This window comes from Pseudomonas sp. CFSAN084952, assembly GCF_009648855.1.
In the GTDB taxonomy this organism is placed as follows: Bacteria; Pseudomonadota; Gammaproteobacteria; order Pseudomonadales; family Pseudomonadaceae; genus Aquipseudomonas; species Aquipseudomonas paracarnis.
The window spans coordinates 2095854-2118851 of the sequence record NZ_CP045767.1 but is presented as its reverse complement, the minus strand read 5'-3'; the positions used below and the strand labels follow the sequence as shown (position 1 = coordinate 2118851).

Here is a 22998-nt window from a genome sequence, read left to right as displayed (position 1 = left end):
TCTCCTTTCTCTCAAGACTTCATTACTGCCCAGACTTTTCCATTCAGCCGAAGCTCCCAGCCGATATTCCACCCAGGCGGAAGTGTCAAAGCACCTTCATGAATGGCAAGCATGGCCGCCTCACAGCGACGACTGCCCCCGTTCGCCGCGACCGTACTACCATCACGCCAGTGATAGCGAACGGTGGCTGACTCACTGACACCGATCAACTGAAGAAATTTGCGCGTCGGTACGGAAGGCGTGCGCGACGCAAAATAGGCCGCCGTAGGCCGAGCGCGAACGCAAATTGCCATCTGCCCGTCAGGCGCCTGTGGCGCATCCTGGTTGGCCTTGAACCCCTCAAGCGATACGAAAGGTGACTGCCGAGGATCGGGTGAGCGGAGATGGGCCAGCAGCTCAACGGTGACAATTTCCCCATTCAATTCGATCACACATTGCACGTCGAGAAAAACTAAACCCTGACTGAATGGCCGAAAGCCCTTTAGCGAGCGCATCTTGAGCGATGCAATAAGGTCAGAGAGAAACTGATGACCATTCGGAGGTGCTGCACAATGGTTAGGGTTATGGCACCGTAACAGTTCTTCGATGACGTGCAACTGCTCGCGGGACATGGATTGGTAAAGGCCGAGATTGAACGCATAACGGACTTTGTTCGCCCAGCGGCCCGTCGGGATTTGTTCCGGCTCTCTGAAGTTTTCTGCAACACGCTGCTCCAAGAGATGTGTGACCTCCGTCGACAGCGGCGAGCAGAGTTGCGCCAGCACCTCTTCAGTTTTGTTCCGCGTGCTTGCCGTAATCAGACCTAGCCTTGCCAATGTAGCCCACTGCGAACGCAGCCCCTGTGGGAAGTGGCTCGGCGGAGCGATCGGATCGTCAGATGGCTCAGTGGCTTGCTGGTCTAGGACGGTATTTAGAGTGGTCTGTGCGGCCTGCGCGGTGGTGCTATCCTGCTCTGCGGCACGATCAACGATCCGGGAAAGAATGGCCAGGCGCGATACGTGTCGACATTCGACGAGCAGCATAGCTAGATCGAGATGCGGAGCAAGGCGCTCCCACAAGGCCACAGGATTGCGGCGGGACAATACGTCCAAGACTGCTGCAGCGAGATCGGCCCGATTGTGTGAATCCATCGAAAACGCCAGCCGTATAACGGGAACAAAATAGGTCTCTCCCGTGCTCACTAACCAAAGCAACATAGCTGCCGCGCTATCCCGCCGCTCCCAAGATGGATGATCGAGCGTCCACAAGAAAAAATCGAATAACGCTACCTCTACACTCGTGGTTGCGCCTTCCAGATACTCAAATTCCTGCGTCGCGTTTTCTCCGACCATGTGGCCGACGTGCTCGATAGCATGGTGGAGTAGCGTGCATTGTTGATCCGCGTTCAGCTTGCTGGCCACCTTATCGATCATGTGCGACGCAATCAGCCAACGTCGAACATGGCGCTCTTCTAGCGCCAGGGGACCATACAGTCTGGCTAAGGCGTCAGCCTCTGGAACCGCGTCTTGTATTATTTTTTCTGCGGCTGATCCGGTGTGGTTGCTCGTCCAGACGGACCAGCCGCCATCCTGCAGTGTCTGCAATACGCGAACCGCTGCTTTGACTGCCGCGGTAGTATTACCCCTACGCTTGAGCGTTAGCGCGGTTTGCAACTCGACGCGCGCCTGCTCATCAAACGAGAACTTTCCAAAAAGCCCGGGCTGGTAAAGCGACTCCTCCACCGAGGTGTCGCCAACAGATTCTGCCTTTGACTCCGACTCAGGTTCAGCCGATGTGGGCTGAGCAGTGGCGGCGGCACGACTGAAGCTGTCTGTGAACTGCTCAAAGGGTTCAGGTCCTGCGCTCGTCTCAATAATCGCAAGCACAGGCTCAAAAATAGCTGTATGTGTCGTCGGTAAGGCGGCAACCAAGGCTCGTAGCAGGCGGAGCGATCGTTCGGCATTCATATTCTGCGAGATAGTTCGGACGCGCCCCTCCGCCCACTTTAGGTCATCAGAGCCGACAACCATGGCGCTAATTAACCGGGCATAGTGCATCCCCCAATCGTCAAGATGACGGTCATCACCACTTTGAAAGACCTCCAACAAAGCCCAGTACAACCGCCAATCTAGACTATCGGGCGTTTCCCATAACAGCGAGAGTAATGCGGCCTGCTCTTCAAGCGCACCTCCCGGGAAATGCATGCCGGTCAACGGCGCCACCCGATCCAAGCCCCCTGCTGCCGCTTGTTCATAAAGTTGGGGCGACGTTCCACATGTTTGGTGCTTGAAGTAATCAACAGCCTGGCTGTACAGGGCTCGTCGGCATAGTTGAGCTATGAAGTTGCCCTTATCTGCCCGCACATAGCGCTGGAATGTCATCTCCCCGCTTGCACGTTCAAGATACGCAGCAATTTGCTGCAGTGAGGCGGTCGGTATCGATGTAGCCGCTGGCAGCGCTGCCAGCGTGCTGGACATGAGCGAAAGCTGGTCCTCCTTATACCAACTGGGCCCCATGGAGAAGCGCAACACCGTCTGATAAGTTTTGACCGCCTCTTCCTCCGCGTCCAGTCGCTTCAGTAATGGGACAATACGCAGTAATTCAGGAATGAGCTCGTAGCGGTTCTCGACGTTTGTCTGGACGAAATCACGCCACCGGATTAGCAAGTCAAACAGCGCATCGGCGATAGTCGGTTGCAGCTCCATGGTCATGAACTGATCCGCCACCATGGCCAATGTTTGTCGAAACCCTTCGTTGTATAGGCCCAGTTGCTCGGCAAACCCCTGCTTGAGTACCGTTAACAACTGGCCGACGAATTGTGGCAGGCATTCCACCAGCAGTTTTGCCAATCGCTGGAACAGCGCAGGGAAAATGGATTCCGGTATGGCATAGGCGTGCTTCCAGTGCATGCGCTCACTCAAAGGACGCGTCATGTTCGGCAGAACGCGGTCCGATAAGTACGACCACACCTGACCCAGTACTTGCGCGTCATTAATGGCTTTTGCTCGGCGGGCGGTGCCATCCGCCCAGGCGACGGAAGCCACCAGCGAGCGTAACCACGCCTCCCAGTCGGCCCCAACCTCTGAGCCAATCGCCGGTTCCTGATAGCTTTCATTGAGAAAGTCCGCTGCCCGCCACAGCTCGTACGATTCTAGGAATCCCGTAAGGTCCGGTCGTGCGCGATTGGACGAATACAACATCAATGGCTGGACTTTGGTGAGAGTGGGACCCCCACACTTGCTAATGAGCTGCGGTGATGCCCCGCTTTCAATCAAAGTATTGACTGTGCTTAAAGATAATTCGGTAGGTTGGTCGAGCCGTTGACTAGCCTCGTCCAGATCACTGAGCAATGGTCCAACCATGCTTGCAGACAAGGGTATGCCATACAGATGCGAATTGATTCTGGCATGATTGAGCACGCCGAGCAGTGTCGAGACCACTGCCTCAGGCGGAATAGCTGTCAAAGGCAATCGCGCAATCGGGGTATACAGTCCTTCCAGGCATAACTTTGCCCCGTAGAAACTGCCGCCCAGATTGGCGATAACCTCGCCCAAGTCGATCTCACCGAAAGCCTCAGGGACAGCGCGGACCTGTCGTATCGCCGCTGCTAAGATAGGGTTTACGGGTGGTTCGCCACCAGCTGCGCTTTCCAATGCCAATCCATGCAGGCGCAGCATTACGGTCTGGAGAAACACATCCGTTTCAATGCTGCCTGTCGCTTGAAAATTTTCAAAAACCGAATCCAATGATTGATGCATTGCGTCAATCAGCTGCATGGCTTGCGCTGTACTGCCCATCCGAATCAAAGCATGAACGACTGCACAAGTACCGAGGGGAGGAGCAACAAGACGACCATTGCGAATCAGATGGCGCAGCGCCTGGTCGGTATGCCCGAGCGCGCACAAGGCCAAGGCCACTTGTTCAGCGGCTTGGGTAAACAGGGTGTTGTAACGAAAGGTCAGGCGTTGCGACAACAGCAGCAAGCGAATCGTATCTTGGGCGGCACCGATCTGAGTCGCTGCGGTAAGCGTAGCCTCAATGTCTCCCAAGAGTACGTCCGGTTCGGCACCGAGCGTGACCGAGGTGTCCACCCAGGTTTGTTGGCAGTGCTGGATTGCCTGTTTTTGCCCCGCTGTGCCGCCCAACAACCCGTGGTAAACCCGATTCAGCTGACCATAGTCTCCGCTCTGGACCAAGTAGCAAAACTCGGCCAGCCGTTCTTGTAGACGCTCCCCCACCGTAGAGGTTTTATGCTTGATGAACTCTGAAAACGAAGCATGGTAAATCTCGGTATTTCCCGCTTCAGAAAACAGATGACGGATTCTCGCGAGCGTGGGGACATATACCATGCTCTCGGCTGGTTCCAGCATCGCGACCAGGTCCTTGGTGGGGAGTCCCCAGCGTAGGCGCGCCACAAGCCCCAGCAAATTCACCGCATCCTGGTCGGTGAGCAACTGTCCCCACAAGGTTTCATAGTAGTCTTCAATGGTGCCGCTGAATGCCGGCATCTGGATAATATCGGCTTCGCTTGCCCCGTCGTTCACCATATCAGTAAGGTAGCGCAGGTACAGCGGATGCCCTTTTGCCCGGTCACACAACAGGCTAACTAGCTTTGAAGTTGCTACGGTCGGGTCGAGTAACTCTGTACACAGCTCTTGTTGACTGTCTTGCCCCAGTGCGGGCAAGGTCAAACGAGCAGCACCCTGTAACAAACCGCCCATGCTCGCTGCATGTACATCCAAGCCGGCGACGGTTATGACAATCACCAACCCAGTCGGTAACGTTGGTGGTATTAGCGCGACGAGTCGTTGAAGAGCGTCCGTGCCGACGCTAGCGGCTTCGTTCAGACCGTCGATAAAAATGACACCGACCTTGCCCACTGCCGCTTGGCGGTGTGCCAGATCCTGGATTCGTTTATGGCTGGTTCGGATCAGCTCTGGATAAGAGAGCTCCTGCAAACGCGCCGGTTTTCCGCTCACCGCACTCGACCACAGTGAATTGATCCAATCGAAAAATACTTCCGGCTGGGCCTGATGCGCCGGAGTGATCCCGCGCCCCCGCTCAGATAGCGCGTATATCCCCAACACTTCGAGCGACTTACTAACAGGTTCAAATTGCCGGCAGTAGGTTGACTTGCCGATACCATGGGCCCCCTCCATGACCAAGTAACCGTTCTCGAGTGTGGCCAAGCGTTCTTCAAGCAATCGGTCGAATTCGGGTCGAGTACCAAAAGGCATACGTTGTACCTCAACTGAGGCAACGTCTGCCAGTACACCATTGGCTTCGAGGAAAGGAGATAGCTGGTGGAAGCTTATTGCCGCGAGCGCAGTGTTGACGCTTACGCGTAACATTCCGCGGCACTCCCCTTCGACCATCAACGCCGCGCCAGAGAGACCACCATAATCTGTCAGGTGGGTGTCCGGGCTGACTGATAGATCTAGATCGACCCCATGAACGAGTTCGTCTAATGCTTGCTGGATCCCGCCGTTGAGTAAGTGGCCCAAGTTAAGCTTGTGCACGGCATAGCCGAATGCGGACCATTTTTCACCGCCCCTGAGCCGCCGGGTGCTGATTACTAGTGGTTCAAATGGATGCTCGATAGGTAGACGGAGAAGGCAGATATCCAGGTCTGCATCTTGAGCCTGAACCGTCACGTTATGCTGCAACGATGCGTCGCCGGAGCCAAACTGAACGATGATGTCTGCGCCTGAAGCTACAGCCGCCTCAACGCAGTGAAAGGCCGTTAATACGAGTGAGGGGGTAATAAGCCAGCCGGTGCCTTCTTCGTGGGCATTGCTGACACGGCAAGTTGCTTGTTTTACCACTTCATCCGCCACAGTTGACGTCTCCTAATTGAATCCATTCATCCTTGACGACGTGAACACTGAAGCGCGCCCCGGATTGTGATGAGTGACTCCGCAGCCGTTGCACGGATGCGGTTTCATAATTGAAATAGAGCTTGCGCTCAAAAGTCGCAGGTCGATCTACGATCGCTGCCAAGACTTCGAAGTCTGGATGACAGTGCCTGCTTCCGTTGGAGGAAACGAGGTAGCAAGGCGCATCGATCAACGCGAGGAGTTCCGGACTGGTATTACAGAGGCTCCCGTGGTGAGCGACTTTAATCGCACTGAACATCAAGCCCTGAGCGCCCGGGTAGTGTCGTTGCAATGCCTCGACAACTTCTTCGGCCCAAGCGTCGCCCAATAGGAGCACACAAGCCGAGCCAGCAGAAAGCACCAACACAATGGAGCTGCCATTGGCTCTTGCCGTATCCGGTGTGTAGGCATCGGCGAGGGTTCGATCGCGCCGAGCAGCAATGGGGCGAACACTGGGTACGCGCGATTGTTGCGCTGCATGGCTGCACCACATCTCGTAAGCGTCGTCTACTAAATCGTTGCTCAAAGGCTTACCCCGGTAGCCCAACCGACGCATCTCTTGTAACCACAGTTTACTTAGGGCTTCCAATCGCTCAAGGGTAGGCCCCAGTACTTCCAGTTGCACCTGGTTGCCCAAGGTGTAAGGAGCACAACGGTTATCGATCGAGCGAGAGCCATCACTATGATTCCAATGGTAGCCCTTGGATCTGAGAAGCTTAGCCAAGGAGCTTCCTTGGCTCGCCCCGATAGGATTAGGGGAAAGCGCCGGCGGCACAGGAAAACCGCGGCGTTTAAAGGCCTGTAGAACGCCAGCATGATCGCCCAGGTCTGGTCCATCAGACGTGTACGGCACCGAACGCAGACTATTGTGCCAGACAGCGTCAACCTCGATCCTACGAGAACCGGGATCACCGTTATCGTCGAAGAAGGCCAACAACCCACCGATGTGATCTGCGTCGATGTGACTGCAGACCACCAGACTAAGACGCTCTCCCCGCTCCGCTAGCATGGCCAAGTCGGGGGAAATGCAAGACGTGTAGGTGCTGGCATAACCTCCATCAATCAGAACGTACTGACCGTTAGCATTGATCAAAAAGGCATCGCCGTTTTTGGCCGGATACATCTTCAACTCAAGCATAAGCGGGGCAACCAGTGGACAGACCAATAGCAGAAGTGAATTGCGAACTACGCCAGACATACAGGGAGTGGGCCTGCCTTTTAGCGCAAGCCACCCTTACGTAAAATCGGCGGCCTGCGTTTTCTAGCCACTTAACGTCTGTTTTCTCATTTCCTTTGGGAAATGTGCTGCCCTCTAAACCAACCGCGGTCACCGCCTGAAATTGCTGCTTCCTGAAACGCTTGATAGTGATGCGACGCAAATGCATACGTCATCTTCCTTGTTCGACGCGATCGCACCGTGATATCAGATTTATCGATCCACCACAATCAATGCCCCCTGGACATCACGGGTGTAGCGTTGCTGTTCGCCGGGCGTTTGCCCGGATTGCAGGTGATTATCCGGCAGCCGGTGATGTTGCGTCGCCACCCCCAGGAGGCCGTCCGGGAGAATGAACGCAATAGCTTAGGGATTAACCTCGCACGAGGCCTCGCGGCACAGCAGTGAATGCAACAACCAACCCTGCGGCTGAAGCTCGTTTGGTCCGTCCTAGAGTGAAGCGAAATCGAATGAGCTTAGGTAACTCACTAGATTTACTCTGGGAGCAAGCGAACTTGAACTGATCGGACACGGGCGGAGCCTTCACTTTGTTGGCGACACACAGTCAGCAATTTTTGCGTACAGCTCTGAACGCTTCACTTTGCTCTAAGGCACAACTGCGACGGTCACCTAGATCGATCAACGCGTCGAGTATACGCAGCAAGCCAAGCGACTGGCTCTGATCGAGAGGGAAGTACCTGTCGGCGAGGCGCTGTACAACAGCAGCAATACGTGCTGGTAGTGTAGAGCCCGTCCAGCTTCCGTGGGCCCGCTCAAGGGATTCAAGTGCAGCTGACACCTGATGGATGAACGCATCCAAAGGATAGACATCTGCAGCTCGTTCACAAAGGCTCAAAAACTTACCCATTACATACGACGACCAACCGATGGAGGACATGATTTTAGTAATCAATGGCATGACTGCCTCGATTTCTGACCAGTTGCCGTTCGCGAATCGATTCGCACCTGGCTTATCCTCTGTCGCTACAAACAGCAACGCATCGATGAGTCGTGACAACGCATTATCGTGGACAGAACCATCATTTCGTTTTGAAAACGCCCGATCACTGATCAGCCTTTCAGTACACATGTCTAACAACGGCAAAGTGCTCGAGGGAATGACGGGAGCACCTACAATATGGCGGATCGTCAAGGACTGAGCGATACGGCTTAGCATTTGAAGTGCATTCCGCTCTGGCACTAAAAACGGCCTTAAGCAGGAATCGATGAACCATCGCTCTTCGACTAGTGGTGCTGAGCGAGCAAACAAATCACCGAGTGAGGTATGCCAGTCGTACTCCTCTGGGTGATGTTCTTTCCCTCCTTCAGGCATGGGTGGAACCAGCCTCGAAGCCGTCCATGCTGCGAGGTCACCAAGCGCCGACTGCCAAAAATCCCCATACACATCTGAAGAGCACCACCGTTCAACGGGGAAGTACTTAAAGATTCCCGCGGCAAAATGCCAGTCAAAGAATGGGTCAGGATCACGCAGGACCTGATCGCCCTCCTTACCCATAGCCTCTGATAACTGCTCCCAGGGCTTTGGCATACTTGGGAACTGAGTAGGATGTGCCTCAGAAAGCGCTTCATGGGCGAGCAGCAGAGACTGATCACGATTGATGCGGTCTCTGGAATGGTCGTGGCCATCTTTGGGTGTCCAGGACGAGCGCCAACGAACGGCCATCCGCATGGCTAACTGGGCAGACACCCAAGTTACTGCCAGGTCAGGATCTTGGAACAATCCTGAAAAAGCCAGAGCCGAAACACCCTCCAGCGGATGAGAGGTCAGATCGATTAACGCTGTAACGGCATCGACATCCAGGCTATCGGTTTGCCTTTTATGCACCAACGCCACAATTAGGTGGTTAAACGGATGCCATGAAACCTGCGAGCCATTTAGAGGGCGTTCCCGCATATTCCAGACGCGCCCCATGACCTCCCAAGCCCACTCAAGCTCCCCGCTCTCCTCTGAGCCAAGCCGTATGACGCATGCGGCAATGCAGGAAATCGCACTCTGCACCGCATGATCACCTACGTCGTAACGCACCTCAAACATCTCATCGGTGTCGTATTGTTTGGCAAATGCAATCGCGCGCTCCAGATTTAAGCGAGGCTGTAACGCATTTTGCTCGAGTGATCGGGTTGCCCAATCAAGTACGCTCGATGCGTGAAGAAACGCCGTCGTCTCCTCCAGTCTTATCTGTTGCTCTGTATCCAATGGCACTGGTGACTCATACAAAATTTCGGTAAGGCCCGATTGTGTTGGAACTGCTCGGTAGTTATCACTATCACCTTGTCCCGCCCACAGCACTGCTAACTCCATAAAGCGCTTGGTGGTGAGAGCATCATTAGCGTCTTCTTCAAATTCGAAAGGGAGCGCGGTTGGGAATGCGGCGAGGGCAACCCGAAAACGATCACGTAACTGATCATTACCCGTCATCGCAAAAGCTGCTGCGAGTTGCCGCACATTACGTTTCCGACTATTCCGTGCTTTCAAAAAAGCTTGGGCTTGGGCTTTGTCCCCCATCAACCTTGATTCCAGGCCGAGTCCAAAAATGTCGATGTCCAAGGTAGGCGTTTGGACCACCCTTTTTAGGTCATGCTGCCAGAGCCTTTGGCAGCCTACCAATACCAACGTGGTTTCGGACACATGAAGCGATTCAAGTGCAATAACCAGGGCCAATCCAAGAGCAGCGATACCATCTGAGTTTTCTACGATCAGCCGGATGATTTCGTCTGTCGGCCGGCCATGTTCAAGTTGTTGGAATGCCCAATAGCTAAGCGCCAAGTATGCACATTCGAGCGGGGCGGCGCCTAATTGGCCCTGAGACCAGCTGTAGACTGGCCAATCGCCCCAAAAAGCCTGCACGCCCCAAGGAAATTCCAGTATGACTGGCACGGGAGTCTTCAGGTCATCCCGGAGTGCATGAACCTGCCGCCAACCCTTCACTGCGTGGTTGGACATATCGTTTATGAGCCCGAGAGCTTGATCAGGGGCGTGGGCAAATAGGCTGGCAAACGGCTCGTGCAGAGCCGAGGGATCAGAGTAGTAGCGGTGGTATTTTCTGATGCCTGACTCATCGATCTTCGGAAGCTGTTGGCCCAAGGAGTGAAACATATGGCCCAGCAGTTGCTGTTGCTTAGGAGATCGTTCTTCTTCAGGAATTGCGCGTATGGCTTTCCTGCGCTCGGCGCTCCTTCGACTTTCCTCTTCCTCGCGTGCAAAGCGATCACCAGGCAACTCGTCCAGCAACTCTGCTTTGGCTAGTTTAACGACGGCCTCTGGATTAACGGACGCCATAACGTGTGTGTATGCCATTAGCGTACTGTATGCATCATCTCGTAAGTGCTCGGTATCCGCTGCGCGCGTGTAAAGCTCAACGGCTGCATGAGGGAATGCAGCTGCACTTCGTAGGATAGCGCGGCGAAGAGAAACGGCGAGCTGATTGATGGCGTCACGGCCAAGATCGACCCATTTCCGGTGATTTGAATCAGCACGGTTCGAGGTTTCAAGATGCAGCAGCCAATTGCTACTCTGAGCCACGATACCGCGGGTGCGCTTGTTGCCGTGGTTGGCCCACATGTTCAGCCATACTTCAAAAACATCCACCACACATGGAATCAGGCGACCGGGCAATGTATCGGCAACTGATAACAACCAATCTATGAGCCGGCCCCAGCTTCTGACATCCGAAGGCCAACCCAGAAGGTGCGCAATACGTATGGAGTCCTCCCCGTCCTCAACACCTCCAGCACGCTCTAATACCACGGGGTTGGGAATAGTGTGCTCCGCCTGAAACCACACTAAAAGCTTTTCTAAGAGTTGGAAATCGACCTTCTGCATGGCAGAAGTGAATTCTGCTTGTGTGCCTTCTGCAATGAAGGCTGCGGTGAAAGGGGGCGCGGTCAGCCAGACTCTTCGCCATTGCGGCCTCAGTGGCCTGCTCTCCAGCAAACGATATCCTTGCGTCCATTGTCCCGGAACACCCAGGCTCCGCTGGGCGAGTAATCCCACCACTCGACCGAGTAAGGGGGGCTCGCCGGCTTCACCGATCGCGCCGTGCCAATCAGGGCCAAGATCGATTAACAATTGATAAAACGCCCACTCAAAGAAAATATCGTGGGTAAAAGAGACGGCCGCTCCATCATCATGGTCGCGAACAATGAGGTCAGCCTTGAGCGAGGCTAGCTGGGACACGGTACTAGGCTCTAATCTGCGAAGCCGAACACTTTTACCCAACTCTCCTACACCTTTCTCCGCGAGATCGAGGATGGCGCGTCGCCTTACGTAAGCGGAATCGGGTGATGCATCGTAGCCTGCACGGGACCACCAGGCTGCGATCAGATCAATTTCTGTCTGCAGCGCTGAGCCTTGAATTGTTGCGCTGTTTCTCGCTAGTACTGCGGCGAAAAAAGGCCGCCGTGCAATTTCCTTCACCGCAGATGAGTTACTTAGCAGCGAACGGAGTGCTGGAATTTGGTCCGCCAGCCTACCGGCTTCCGCATCCGAAAAGGGTTCTACAAAGACATCGCCAATCCCGTCATCGTGATAGAAACTGCTTGGAAACCATGCTCGGTACGGTTCTAACCCTTGGTCCCGAGATGTTGCTAAGACTCTCCAATTGCTGAGGGTCTCATGGGTTTCAATGACCCTCAGCAGATCAATGATGATGCCCTTACGATCCAAAGGGACGCGATCAATGCCGTCGATAAACAGGATCGGTGTACCCGTGCTCCCGATTTCAGCAAGGATTTCTTCTGCGGCATGCCTTAGGCCCAAGGTTGCGGAGAATGCTGACCAGCTATTTCCGAACAATCGGTCAGACTTGATGAATAGGCATGGTCCCTTCGCGGAGGCAGTCTTAACGAACTGCTTTAAAACCACCGATTTCCCGCAACCAGGCAAGCCCGTTAGATTTACCAGCCGAAACTTCTCTAGATGTGCAGCAACTTCCTTGGCAACACTGGGTCGCTCGACGTGGTAACTGCCAACATCCTCCAGGATGTCAGCCATGCCGTCCGTAGAATACCGTTGAATCAGGTCAAGGTCCGCGACATAGCTGGGAGCGCACCGGAGTGGCACTGCGCCCCGCAACTGCTGCACAAGTGTCGTTCGCGTCCATTTTCTAGCCTGCCCAGCCCCATCGCTTGCGATCTGGCATAACCGATTGAACAACAACTCTGCAAGCCCTTCCTGATCGCTAGCGATCACCCCTTTCAACTGGGTGATTACGGCGCCACGATAAATGCCGCCCTCACCGAGCCCGTCAATACGCAGTGCTACAAGGTGTTGATAGAAGTCCTTTTCTTCGTTCTTTGTCTGTGTCTCAGTCAACGGCTGCAGTTCTGTCCGCAAAGAACGCTCTGAAGCGGCCGCAGTTCCCCCGACCTCGAAGCGCCTAGCAAAATCTTTTCCACAGACATCTGCGCGGGCCCAGTCAATCAACCGGTTGATCGAACGGTAACTCGCCACCGCAACATGCTCGGTCACAAAGCCATAGGCATCGCGGCCGACCTGGAAAGTCGGCAGCCGCCGGGTAGCGGCAGCGGCAGTCATAGTGCTGAGAAAATCTGAATTGCTAGCCGCCGCAGTGAGCCGCAACGAACGTTTTACTTGCAGGCCGAGCACTCGCTTACCGGCTTCGTCCTTCATCTCCACGATAAGATCATCCATCGGATGATCGGCCGCCTGCTGTACCGCAACGGACCTGACCACCCCGGTACATCCCGCCGCATGTCCTTCGAGCAGTAGCGCCACGAGGTAGTAGGCCACTACTTGGTCTTCGTAGTTGAATCCTGCCCCACCAGTCAGTTCCGTGGAGGTGGATTGGCTTCTGCTACCTGCAGTCATGAAGAGTCCTTTCGATTTTGAATTCTTTGGGTTTCAGCAAGTGAGCGCTACGAAATGCTCGATCAAAACCGATGCAGGGCTTACGCCTTAACCCCCCTTAATACAGTGAGGGCCAAGATGAGAATTGTAGAGTTTCTGAACCTTGCTGTCAGTGGTCGATGAACCATTGCAGTTTGCCCATGAGGTAGGCTATGTCGATATTATCCACCTTCAGATCGACGCGCCGTTGCGAGCCATCGATCTTCAGGTTTACGGCTGGCTGACGCTTGCTCTGCAACGTGCCCCGCAGTTGAGCTAAACGGGCTCCCACGAATCCAAAGCAGCTCGCGACTGTTTCCAGGAGCACGGACCGATTAGCAACATAGCCATGTTGATGACCCTGCGTCGCGTGGATCATAGAGACCTCGAAGATGAGGGCAAAGGCCCGCGTGATAGCAATGACAGAGTCATCACTGCGCATCGGTTTCGTAGCACATTCAGAGATTGGGCAGCCGAATGTATACACCATGCTCGAGAGGTCTAAATCACGCCCATTTTTTAGACACCTTGCGGGCTAATGATGCACCCTAGCTTTCCGAGAGACCAACCCCGCTCGCTTGCAGTCGTCCTACAAAAAACTCGTCGTCGGCAACAACTGCATATGACTTTTATGAAGGAGAAGATCAGCGGGTAAGTTTCTCAAAAAACCCAACTCTAAAACCAGCTTTTTCAACCGAGCTTGATCGTGAAGAGCAACATGATAAAAAACTAATATTTTTTCATATTCCGATAGCTGAGCAGATACCATCGACAGGTAGGGTTCATTTGAACTGGACTCCGACTCTATATATCCCAAAATTACTGAAAGGCTTTCATGCCAGCTATGCAAATTTTTTCTAGTAGGCTCCCAATACTCAACATACATAGATTTTAGTTCCTCCATACCTTGCAGTGTCATGCCATCAAAAGACATTCCATTGCCTTTAAATTTACTACGGTATTTTGTTTTTAGCCTCAAATGGAAGCGAGCCATACAGTCTGTCCCGGTGACGGTCTTGTTGGCTTTTACTAACAACAGATCTATCGACTGGGTAAGCGCGGAGTGAATCTCGAGCATTTTCAAAAAAGTCACCTCAAAGCTCTGCTTCCTGAAGGCCACTACCTGCTCACTCAAAGCATCTGCGGAGCGCTTCATTTCCTCCCTTGAATCTCTTAGTTCCACTTTCTGAACAACTATTGTCAGAAGCAAGCCCATAAATGTAAGGAACGTCAAAAAAGGGTTGGCCACTCCGCCAAAAAAATCACCAAAAACCCCGTGACTTGGTTCGCTCTCCTTATTTGTGGAGAGGGTCAATGCCACATCGATTAAAAAAATCGCCGAAACAACTAATAATGCGAAAATAAAAATTCGATATAGTCCTTTGACGCCAAGATCATCTCCTGGTTTAACGAAAGACTCAAACCATTGAAATGGCCTATTCATTAACCTCGCCATCCAAGCTGCCATACTAATGCTCCTGCTTTCGAATGGCATCATAATGCTATGCCTCATCCTCGGCGTAAACCGACGCCAAGACTTATTAGGAGCGGCACAATCGAGCTTGGGGCGGAGCACTGCTAGAGGAACACCTACAGCGCCCGCGGATGGCGCCTTCGCGCTATTTCATCTCCAAGTAGGCAAATTGCATCAGCTGGGCTACTCGTGCGACCGACCGGCTTTCTCGTCCGAGCCTGCCAGCGCAGCACGGGTCCAGGCTGTCATCAACCATCTCGCAGACCAAGAATGACTGGCTAGGAAAACTCTCACACCGATAGATGTATGGTGCGGAAAATATCAGCGGAGCAAAAAGTGGCGACAAAATATGATTTCACAGTAAGCGACAAAACAAAAAATCCAACCACAGCTAAGTGATTGGATTCTTGAGAAAAGTATGGTCTGGACCGAGTATTCAAGCACTTGCCCCCTAGCACGCCATGCAGGCAGTGGAGGTTCACTGACCGAGTTGCATTCTCGAGGAGCACTAGGCATTGGCCGAGTATGATGAGCTCCTAACCGCGACTCCCCCTTAGGGTGGATGGACGCACACTGAAAGTCACCCAGAGCCATACTGGATTTCGTCAGGAATCGCCATTCGTGATCGCTCGCCTACGGTATGTGAGCGGGGGCAAAATTGGGGGCACATTAAGATTCTTTCAAGCTGAAACTACTGTGCTAGAGCCCAGTCAAAATGTTTTTTGGCTTGCCTGAGAGTCTCTAACCCTCTCTGGACGGTCGAATTGGTTGTTTGATCACTTCGAAGCAATAAACGGGCGCAGCGATTCGACGTGCATCGCGGTTTCATTGCGCAGCCCCTGCATTTCGAACTCCAGTAATGGTGCAGCGTCAGGCCTTTTTCAACGTTGGTATAACGCCAAATCAGTGCTTCTGCGTCCGGGTAAATATATTCTTTTTTTGCCGCGTCATAGATGAAGGCATCGTTATTGAAACACCCATCCGCTTTGGCTCCAGAGGTCATCTGGATTGGGCACATAGGCATTGATGCCTGCATCGTGACAAGCAAGAATCTCCTCGCTTTTCAAGTAACCTCGATCAGCCACTACCGACAGAAATTTTTCTGAAGCTACAACCTCGCGGGCCTGCATGGCCATCGAGCTGAGTAGATCGCAGTCGGGACCGACGTTAGTGACCTCATGTGCAACGATCAAATGGTGTTGGGTATCGACGGCTGTCTGGATCGGTCAGTGAAACCTGTGTGACCGGAGAGTCGTTGAGCTGGACTTCGTGCGCCCGAAGCTCCTTAATTTGAGTTTCGAGCTTGCCGATTTTCTCTTCCAGCCGCACGGCACTTGGCTCAGGGGCTGTCGATTCTTGCAGATCAGCATACCTTCATCTGTTGCGCCTCAAGTGCTCGCGTAGCTAGCAGGTGGGCTGCTGCCGGATGGGATGTTTTCTAAAAGCAAAGACTTAGAGTCTTAGCTCCCTTGGAAGCTGGGAGCGCGGTAGCAAATCAATAAGCAGTCGCACCGCGAATCAACCAAACGCCTCAGCTACCTTCATGTAGGCCTGTACTTCAGAAAACATACATGAGCATGAGAGTTGATACAGCCGCTCTTCCAACGTGCCGCTCGCAACCTCTTTCATAAAACAAACAATAAACCGTTTATTCGATTGCGTTGATAGTGAAAATCACCACAGAACCGTTGAAAACCTACCAACTGGATGGTAGCTTTGTTTAGTGTTTTAAATCACTACAAACAACGCCATCCCTGTGAGAATCCCATGCAAGATTGGAAGCAAACCCGCAAAGACATCAATACTCGTTTGGTAGAGCTCAACGGCCTGTCGCCGGAAACGATGAAAGGCATGGCCGCACTCGGCGCCGCCGGTGGGAAAACCAACCATCTGGACGCCAAGACTCGCGAGCTCATCTCCCTTGCAGTGGCCGTGACGACCCGCTGCGACGGCTGCATTGCCTTCCACGCAGCAGAAGCCAAGAAGCTCGGTGTAACCAGCGAAGAGGTAGCTGAAGCCTTAGGCGTAGCCATCAACATGAATGCTGGTGCTGCGATGGTTTACAGCACCCACGTACTCGACGCGTTCGATAAGTCCTAACTCAAACGCCGATTTTCTTCCCCTTCAACGACGTCGAGATTAACCATGAATAAGCTGTTCACTCCTTACGATCTGGCCGGTATTTCTTTGAAAAACCGCGTTGTCATGGCCCCTATGACTCGCACACGAACCTTGAACAACATTCCCAATGAGTCCAACGCGCTGTACTACGCGCAACGTGCTTCTGCAGGTTTGCTGATCACCGAAGGTCTGCCGATTTCCGATGAGGCTCGCGGCTATCTGTACACCCCTGGCATTTACGAAGATGTGCACTTACCAGGCTGGCGCAAAGTGACTGACGCGGTGCACGCCAAGGGCGGGAAGATTTTTGCGCAGCTCTGGCACGTAGGCCGTATGTCCCACACCTCGGTACACGGCATGGTGCCAGTCTCCTCGGGCACGGTGCCTGCGGTGGACACCACGGTGTATGCCTGGATCGAGCCAGGCAAATCTGGCCCTGTACAGCCCAGCTCTCCACGTGCGCTGGAAACTGCAGAAGTGAAACGCGTCATCGCTGACTTCGTGAAGTCCGCACGGATGGCCATGGACGCCGGCTTTGACGGTATCGAAATCATGGCAGCCAACGGCTTCCTGTTCGACCAATTCCTGAGCAGCGCCCTAAACACTCGGACAGACCAGTACGGTGGCTCCATTGCCAACCGTCAGCGCTTCCTTCTGGAAACCATTGACGCGATTGCTGCTGAAATCGGCGGATCTAAGATCGGTGTGCGCTTCTCTCCTTTTGGTCGCCTCTACGACTTCGGTGTGTACGAAGGCGAAGAAGAAACCTGGATGAGCATGGCAGCTGCCCTCAACGAAAGAGAGCTGGCATTTGTTCACCTGAACTACCAACCGACCATCCTCGCCGCGCAAACGCCACCAGGTTTCGGCGCTGCATTCCGTGAAGCGTACAAGGGCACCTTGATGGCTGCGGGCGGCTTCACCAAAGAGATCGCAGAGTCTGAGCTGGTTAAAGGCGAGCTAGATCTGATTGCTTTTGGCACAGCCTACATTGCCAACCCTGATTTGGTAGAGCGTATGCAGAACGATTGGCCATTGGCCGAGGGTGATCGCGCGACCTACTACGGCGTAAGCGGTTCGATTGATAAGGGCTACACCGACTATCCGGAATACGCAGCCGCCAAAGCCTGATATTCCTTCACAAACATTTAGGAGAACACCATGCCACTCGTAACTATCAAAGGGATTGAAGGCGTTTTTTCCGACGAACAAAAGGCTGAAGTGATTCGCAAAGTGACTGACGCTATGGTGTCGGTTGAAGGCGAAAATATGCGCGCCCTCACGTGGGTCATCTTCGAAGAGGTGAAAAGTGGAGACTGGGGTATTGGTGGCAAACCTGTGACCGCGCAGGAAGTATTGAAGCTGCAAGCCGGTCAGTAAGGCTTCTCCTTCAGGTCATTAGCTCCCTGTTCGTTGAGTGCGGTTATGCTCAACGAACAGGGAGCTTTTTCCGTTCTTAAAGAACGCCAGGTTTGTGGGGACTACTCCGTGATTCTGATCATCTACGCCCATCCTTACCCTGATAAATCTAACGTCAACATGTTGATGCTCAAGCTGGCAGCCAACAATCCCGATGTCGCAATCCGTTCGCTGTACGACATGTACCCCGATTTCAATATCGACGTTGAAGCTGAGCAGAGGGCGGTGGAACAGGCAGATCTCCTCGTTCTGCAACACCCTCTGTACTGGTATAGCTACCCACCTCTCTTGAAGCTGTGGATCGATAAGGTTTTCACACAGGGCTGGGCCTACGGCGCGGGCGCTACTGCCTTGAAAAACAAAAAAATGCTGTGGGCCGTGACTACTGGCGGAGAGCATGATCATTTTGAAGGCGGCGACCACCCAGGTTTTGCGGTGCTGTCCCAGCCCATTCAGGCGACGGCGAATTACTGCGGGATGCGTTGGTTGAGTCCAGTCGCAGTCCATGGTGCTTACAGAGCAGATCAAACCGCATTGCTTAAACAGATCCGGAATTATGGCGAGCGCCTGACGTCATGGAGGGAAGATTGAATGGACACTCACAGTCTGATTGAAATGCTTATCTACCTGGGCTCGGCTGCCTTGATAGTCCCAATTGCCGTCCGGTTAGGGCTCGGCCCGGTTTTAGGCTACCTGATAGCCGGCTGCCTGATCGGCCCATGGGGTTTAAAGCTTGTGACCGATGTCGAGTCCATCCTGCACTTTGCTGAAATTGGCGTGGTGTTGATGCTGTTCATCATTGGTCTCGAGCTCGACCCCAAGCGTCTTTGGGCTATGCGCCGCATGGTTTTCGGCGGCGGCGCTTTACAGATGCTGGCATGCGGTGCGGCCATCGCAGTTTTCTGCGCTGCACTTGGGTTGAATTGGACGGCTGCGCTGTTGGTCGGGCTGACGTTGAGCCTGTCTTCGACTGCTATCGCCATGCAGGCCATGAACGAACGAAATATGACCTCGACCGCTGTGGGTCGCAGCAGCTTTGCCGTGTTGCTTTTCCAGGACATCGCAGCCATTCCCTTAGTAGCAATGATCCCACTGCTGGCCGCAAATGGTGGTACGCCTTCCGGTGCAGAGTTGGCCCTGTCCATTGCCAAAATCGTAGGTGCAATTGTCGCAGTGGTTCTCTTGGGTCAGTACGTCTCTCGGCCCGTCCTTCGCTTTGTAGCGCGCTCAGGCCTGAGAGAAATCTTTAGTGCCGTCGCACTGTTCTTGGTGTTCGGGTTCGGCCTCTTGTTGGAAGAGGCCGGCTTATCCATGGCCATGGGCGCTTTCTTAGCCGGCGTCCTGTTGGCCAGCTCGGAGTATCGGCATGCTCTGGAAAGCGATATCGAACCCTTCAAAGGACTTTTGCTGGGTCTGTTCTTTATCGGTGTAGGGATGTCGATTGACTTCGGCACGCTGATCGATTCGCCGCTGAAAGTCATCACCTTGACCTTGGGCTTCATCCTGATCAAGCTGCTCGTGATCAAGCTCCTGGGTCGCTTCCTGAATGTCCCAAGTGACCAGCGTTCATGGCAGGCGGTGTTCCTTGGCCAAGGCAGTGAGTTTGCCTTTGTAGTATTTGGCGCAGCGACCGTCGCCGGCATCCTGGTCGACCCTTGGGGTAAGAGCCTGACGCTAGCGGTGGCGTTGTCCATGTGCGTGACGCCTTTGTTGATCCTTTTACTCAATCACCTGGAGTCGTCGAGCAAACAGGGCAGTAATGAAGCTGACACCATTGATCAGAGCAATCCTCGGGTCATCATTGCTGGCTTCGGTCGATTCGGTCAGATCGCTGGGCGTCTGTTGATGTCCTGTGGTTTTGAGGTAGTGGTCTTGGATCATGATCCAGACCATATCGAGACGCTGCGTAAGTTCGGGGTCAAGGTGTTCTATGGGGATGCCACCCGCCTCGATTTACTGCACGCTGCGGGTGCTGCCCAAGCCGTGGTGCTGATCAACGCCATCGATAATCAACACGATAACCTGGCACTGACCAAGTTGGCCCAGGAGCATTTTCCATCCCTAAAACTGGTGGTGCGCGCTCGAGATATGGGGCACATCATTACCCTACGTCAGATGGGTGTGGAAGAAGTCGAGCGAGAGACATTTGAAAGCGCATTGTCCCTGGGGCGCAGGGCTTTGGAGCAACTCGGGATAGGACGCTACGAAGCTCGTGAGCGTGCGGATCGATTCCGTCGCCTTAACTTGGAAATGCTAGAAGAGATGGCCGCTCAGCCCGAGGACGATACCGAATTCAAGTACGACGCTTACAAACGAGCCAACGCTTTACTAACGGAAATATTCAATGAAGATCGCGCTCATCCAATTGACGCAGGCCCAGGAAAGGTGAGCCTTCCACGCAGCGAGTCAGATAGCTGACTGACTTACCGGTCGAGGAGGATGCTTGTTTAGCTAGCGTCCTCCAGCTCAGTGACGATTGCTTTTTTCAAGGCTGAAACTGATTTAGACCCGGCGAAGACTTTCAACAATCGGCCTTCGTGGAACACTGCCAAGGACGGCACAGTACGAATGCCATACATCTGCGCAATCGTCGGTGATACCGCAATATCAATTTTTCCAAACACTGCCAGAGCATGGAGCTTTGCTTCCAAGTCCACGAAGACTGGCTTCATCTCTTTACAAGGTTTGCACCAAGATGCTGAGAACAGTACGACACTGCTGCCTTTGGCAACAAAGCGGGCAAATTGGGGAGCGCTCAACTCAACGATACGGCTCATTTGGGTCTCACGTGTTGTATTAAGGAAAAGGGGGCACCTTGTGAGTGCCACGTTCCGTTGCCGATCAAACTTTGCAGCCATCGACGCCGCAGACTTGGCCTATCAATGAGCTATCGTCGACTTTCGCGCTTTCTACCATTTGATTGAGCGCGTCAAGAAAAGCAGCTTCAGGTTGTGCACCGGAAACAGAGAATTCTTCGTTGAAGACAAAGAGAGGCACGCCAGAACCCAACTGGGCGGCGAAATGCTCATCCGCTTCCATCTCTACGCGCAGTTCTACAGATGACCACGCCAATTGAATTGCCGCATCCGACACACCTGCATCTTTCGCAATCACCGCCAAGCTGGCGCGATCAAAAAGTGACTTACCGTGGCTGGTGCTTTTTTCGTACAGCGCTTCCACAAGGCGCTTTTTCACTGCCCCGTCTTCAACCGCTTTCACCAAGACATGAGCATCAGCAGTATCGCCGAACATCATAGTGTCGAAGCGGTAATCCAGCCCGTCGGCCTGGCCATATTTACTCACAGTGTTCATCATCGCTGCTGCGGAATCTGGGTTGCCGAGCTTACGTTTCAGTGCTGCGACCATCGGTTCAGGGGCGTGATTTGCAGCCAGTCGATAGGCCCGAACGTTGACCTGTACATCGTCTTTCTGCGGGAAGTTTTCGAGCGCTTTTTCAAAACGACGCTTGGCAATCCAGCACCAAGGACACACATAATCAGACCAGATATCGACTACATATTTTTTCGAAGGGGTTTGCATAATTTATCCTGCACGGAGAAGTGAAGATTGCATTGCGGCTATTTCAAGCAGATGGTTAAAGCCAGCCAACGGGTCGGCTGAGCGACCCAGTGTCCAATCAATGAGACTTGCTCCCTCCAGCATGCTCAGCAGCATGAAAGCGAAGTGCTCAACAGATGTTCCCAGCAACCAGCTGTGCTGCCGGACTGCGTCATTGAGGGTGCTTTGGAGCCAGGTGAGCTGCGAATTGAAGAAGTCCCTTGTGAGGCCTTGGAGCGACAAAGGCAACGCAGCCATTTCTGCCGCCAAGGCGCCGCATAACGGCAGCAGCCCCTCATTCGCGCTTATCACGAAAAGTCGGGAAAAAGCCTGTAAGCGCTGCTGTGGCTCGGGATGCATGATCTCGATTGACACCAACGTCTCGTTGAACCGAGCGATGTAGTCGTTGATAAGCTCCGCGCCTAAGCACTCCTTGGTAGGAAAGTGATGGTGAATACTGGCTTTTCTAATACCGACTTTCGCTGCGAGATCCGCGTAACTGAACGCTGAGTAACCCTTTGAGCGCATCTGGGTTTCCGCGTAGCTCAGCAGCGCGGCTTTTGTCGTGATAGACATTTGAAACTCCTACAGCCAGCACCCTTGTCACCGAAGCAACTGCTGGAACGCGCCCCAATGAGAGGCGCTTCACGCAGCGCTTGCCTCGGTGTTTAGGCACGTACCGCCATCACCCCTGCATCAACATCCCAGATAGCACCGGTCACCCAGGAGGTTTTATCGGATAGTAAGAAGAGGATGGTATTGGCGACGTCTTCAGGAACACCGACTCGACCCAGTGGGTGGAAATCGTTTAGCGACTTCATCGCATCCGGGATCGCTTCCTTGTCCATGAAGCCTTCATAGATCGAGGTGTGAACGATGCCAGGCGAAACGGCATTGACTCGGATACCTGAGTGAGCCAATTCAATTGCCAGGTTTCGAGTGACTGCGTGCAGGCCCGCCTTGGCCATCGAATAAGCAGTTGCTGGAGAGCCGGCCAGCGCAGCTTGCGCGCCAATCGAACCGACGTTGACAATGGAGCCTTCGCGCTTGGCAGCAAGCATATTTTTGACCACTGCCTGCGTGATAAAGAATGTGGCGCGGTTCAGATCCAGGTACATGTCGTAGTCAGCCTCATCGTGCTCGATGAAAGGCTTCGGAATGAATATGCCTGCAGAGTTCACCATAAAGCCGATGTCACTGTGGTTGGCATTGATTTCGCTGCGTACATGATTCATCCCTTCCTCGGTCATGAGGTTGGCAACGATCACTGATACGTTCCCCAGCGGACTCAGCTCGGCGCGCACAGCATCGGCTTTATCCTGTTTACTGCCGGTGAGAACCACGCTGCCACCCGCCTTTAAAAACTGGCGCGCTGTTTCCAGACCCATGCCGCTCGTGCCGCCGACGACCAACAGTTTTTTGCCTTTAAAAAAATCGTCCATTACAGACTCCGGTATCAGATAAGTGAGAGGTGGTCAGCGGCCAG

15 protein-coding genes and 1 pseudogene are annotated in these 22998 nt (G+C 53.6%); 5 read left to right on the top strand and 11 right to left on the bottom strand.

Going from position 1 to position 22998, the window contains the following annotated elements; translation table 11 throughout:
- Nucleotides 1-11 precede the first annotated feature (11 nt).
- The 7 genes and pseudogenes from avs1b to GH769_RS29050 form a co-directional block, all read right to left on the bottom strand.
- On the bottom strand, nt 12-5816 hold the full coding sequence (avs1b, locus tag GH769_RS09575) for an AVAST type 1 anti-phage system protease Avs1b (protein WP_153649623.1): 5805 nt from the start codon (nt 5814-5816) through the stop codon (nt 12-14).
- A complete protein-coding gene (gene avs1a, locus GH769_RS09570) occupies nt 5806-6993 on the bottom strand; it encodes an AVAST type 1 anti-phage system MBL fold metallo-hydrolase Avs1a (RefSeq protein WP_029290804.1) in 1188 nt (395 codons plus the stop codon). Before avs1a ends, avs1b begins: the two co-directional genes overlap by 11 nt.
- A complete protein-coding gene (locus tag GH769_RS09565; RefSeq protein ID WP_153649622.1) occupies nt 6986-7240 on the bottom strand; it encodes a hypothetical protein in 255 nt (84 codons plus the stop codon). Before GH769_RS09565 ends, avs1a begins: the two co-directional genes overlap by 8 nt.
- Nucleotides 7241-7636: 396 nt before the next feature.
- Entirely contained in the window at nt 7637-12922 is a 5286-nt protein-coding gene (locus GH769_RS09560) for an AAA family ATPase (protein ID WP_153649621.1), read from the bottom strand.
- A 148-nt stretch (nt 12923-13070) separates the two neighbouring features.
- The gene (locus tag GH769_RS09555) at nt 13071-13382 is read right to left on the bottom strand and encodes a hypothetical protein (protein WP_029290800.1); all 312 of its coding nucleotides are present in this window, start codon (nt 13380-13382) and stop codon (nt 13071-13073) included.
- A gap of 147 nt (nt 13383-13529) precedes the next feature.
- On the bottom strand, nt 13530-14408 hold the full coding sequence (locus GH769_RS09550; protein WP_029290798.1) for a putative phage abortive infection protein: 879 nt from the start codon (nt 14406-14408) through the stop codon (nt 13530-13532).
- 808 nt (nt 14409-15216) lie between these two features.
- Nucleotides 15217-15782, bottom strand: a pseudogene (locus GH769_RS29050) (IS5/IS1182 family transposase); the annotation flags it as partial.
- A 399-nt stretch (nt 15783-16181) separates the two neighbouring features.
- On the opposite strand from GH769_RS29050, the gene GH769_RS09540 reads away from it, so the two are divergent.
- From GH769_RS09540 to kefC, 5 genes are all read left to right on the top strand, one after another.
- Complete coding sequence (locus GH769_RS09540) at nt 16182-16514, top strand: carboxymuconolactone decarboxylase family protein (RefSeq protein ID WP_029290796.1); 333 nt, start codon at nt 16182-16184, stop codon at nt 16512-16514.
- Nucleotides 16515-16559: 45 nt separating this feature from the next.
- The gene (locus tag GH769_RS09535; protein ID WP_029290793.1) at nt 16560-17666 is read left to right on the top strand and encodes an alkene reductase; all 1107 of its coding nucleotides are present in this window, start codon (nt 16560-16562) and stop codon (nt 17664-17666) included.
- A 30-nt stretch (nt 17667-17696) separates the two neighbouring features.
- Nucleotides 17697-17915, top strand: a complete 219-nt coding sequence (locus GH769_RS09530) for a 4-oxalocrotonate tautomerase family protein (RefSeq protein ID WP_029290791.1) — start codon at nt 17697-17699, stop codon at nt 17913-17915.
- Nucleotides 17916-18023: 108 nt separating this feature from the next.
- Complete coding sequence (gene kefF, locus GH769_RS09525) at nt 18024-18545, top strand: glutathione-regulated potassium-efflux system oxidoreductase KefF (RefSeq protein WP_029290789.1); 522 nt, start codon at nt 18024-18026, stop codon at nt 18543-18545.
- Nucleotides 18546-20372: a glutathione-regulated potassium-efflux system protein KefC gene (gene kefC / locus GH769_RS09520; RefSeq protein ID WP_135196265.1), complete on the top strand. Its 1827-nt coding sequence runs from the start codon at nt 18546-18548 to the stop codon at nt 20370-20372.
- A gap of 29 nt (nt 20373-20401) precedes the next feature.
- Here kefC and GH769_RS09515 read toward each other — a convergent pair whose 3' ends face one another.
- From GH769_RS09515 to GH769_RS09500, 4 genes are all read right to left on the bottom strand, one after another.
- Nucleotides 20402-20731, bottom strand: a complete 330-nt coding sequence (locus GH769_RS09515) for a co-chaperone YbbN (RefSeq protein ID WP_029290787.1) — start codon at nt 20729-20731, stop codon at nt 20402-20404.
- A gap of 64 nt (nt 20732-20795) precedes the next feature.
- Nucleotides 20796-21494 (bottom strand): DsbA family oxidoreductase, encoded by a 699-nt coding sequence (locus GH769_RS09510; protein ID WP_029290786.1) that lies wholly within the window; start codon nt 21492-21494, stop codon nt 20796-20798.
- A gap of 3 nt (nt 21495-21497) precedes the next feature.
- On the bottom strand, nt 21498-22088 hold the full coding sequence (locus tag GH769_RS09505) for a TetR/AcrR family transcriptional regulator (RefSeq protein ID WP_029290784.1): 591 nt from the start codon (nt 22086-22088) through the stop codon (nt 21498-21500).
- A gap of 92 nt (nt 22089-22180) precedes the next feature.
- A complete protein-coding gene (locus GH769_RS09500; RefSeq protein ID WP_029290782.1) occupies nt 22181-22954 on the bottom strand; it encodes an SDR family NAD(P)-dependent oxidoreductase in 774 nt (257 codons plus the stop codon).
- Nucleotides 22955-22998 lie beyond the last annotated feature (44 nt).

Bases quoted from the DNA above. Each gene is read 5' to 3' on its own strand.
- GH769_RS09510 (WP_029290786.1), bottom strand. From the start codon at position 21,494: ATGCAAACCCCTTCGAAAAAATATGTAGTCGATATCTGGTCTGATTAT.
- GH769_RS09540 (WP_029290796.1), top strand. From the start codon at position 16,182: ATGCAAGATTGGAAGCAAACCCGCAAAGACATCAATACTCGTTTGGTA.
- kefC (WP_135196265.1), top strand. From the start codon at position 18,546: ATGGACACTCACAGTCTGATTGAAATGCTTATCTACCTGGGCTCGGCT.
- GH769_RS09560 (WP_153649621.1), bottom strand. From the start codon at position 12,922: ATGACTGCAGGTAGCAGAAGCCAATCCACCTCCACGGAACTGACTGGT.
- GH769_RS09515 (WP_029290787.1), bottom strand. From the start codon at position 20,731: ATGAGCCGTATCGTTGAGTTGAGCGCTCCCCAATTTGCCCGCTTTGTT.
- GH769_RS09535 (WP_029290793.1), top strand. From the start codon at position 16,560: ATGAATAAGCTGTTCACTCCTTACGATCTGGCCGGTATTTCTTTGAAA.
- GH769_RS09565 (WP_153649622.1), bottom strand. From the start codon at position 7,240: ATGCATTTGCGTCGCATCACTATCAAGCGTTTCAGGAAGCAGCAATTT.
- GH769_RS09555 (WP_029290800.1), bottom strand. From the start codon at position 13,382: ATGCGCAGTGATGACTCTGTCATTGCTATCACGCGGGCCTTTGCCCTC.
- GH769_RS09500 (WP_029290782.1), bottom strand. From the start codon at position 22,954: ATGGACGATTTTTTTAAAGGCAAAAAACTGTTGGTCGTCGGCGGCACG.
- avs1a (WP_029290804.1), bottom strand. From the start codon at position 6,993: ATGCTTGAGTTGAAGATGTATCCGGCCAAAAACGGCGATGCCTTTTTG.
- GH769_RS09530 (WP_029290791.1), top strand. From the start codon at position 17,697: ATGCCACTCGTAACTATCAAAGGGATTGAAGGCGTTTTTTCCGACGAA.
- GH769_RS09505 (WP_029290784.1), bottom strand. From the start codon at position 22,088: ATGTCTATCACGACAAAAGCCGCGCTGCTGAGCTACGCGGAAACCCAG.
- GH769_RS09550 (WP_029290798.1), bottom strand. From the start codon at position 14,408: ATGGCAGCTTGGATGGCGAGGTTAATGAATAGGCCATTTCAATGGTTT.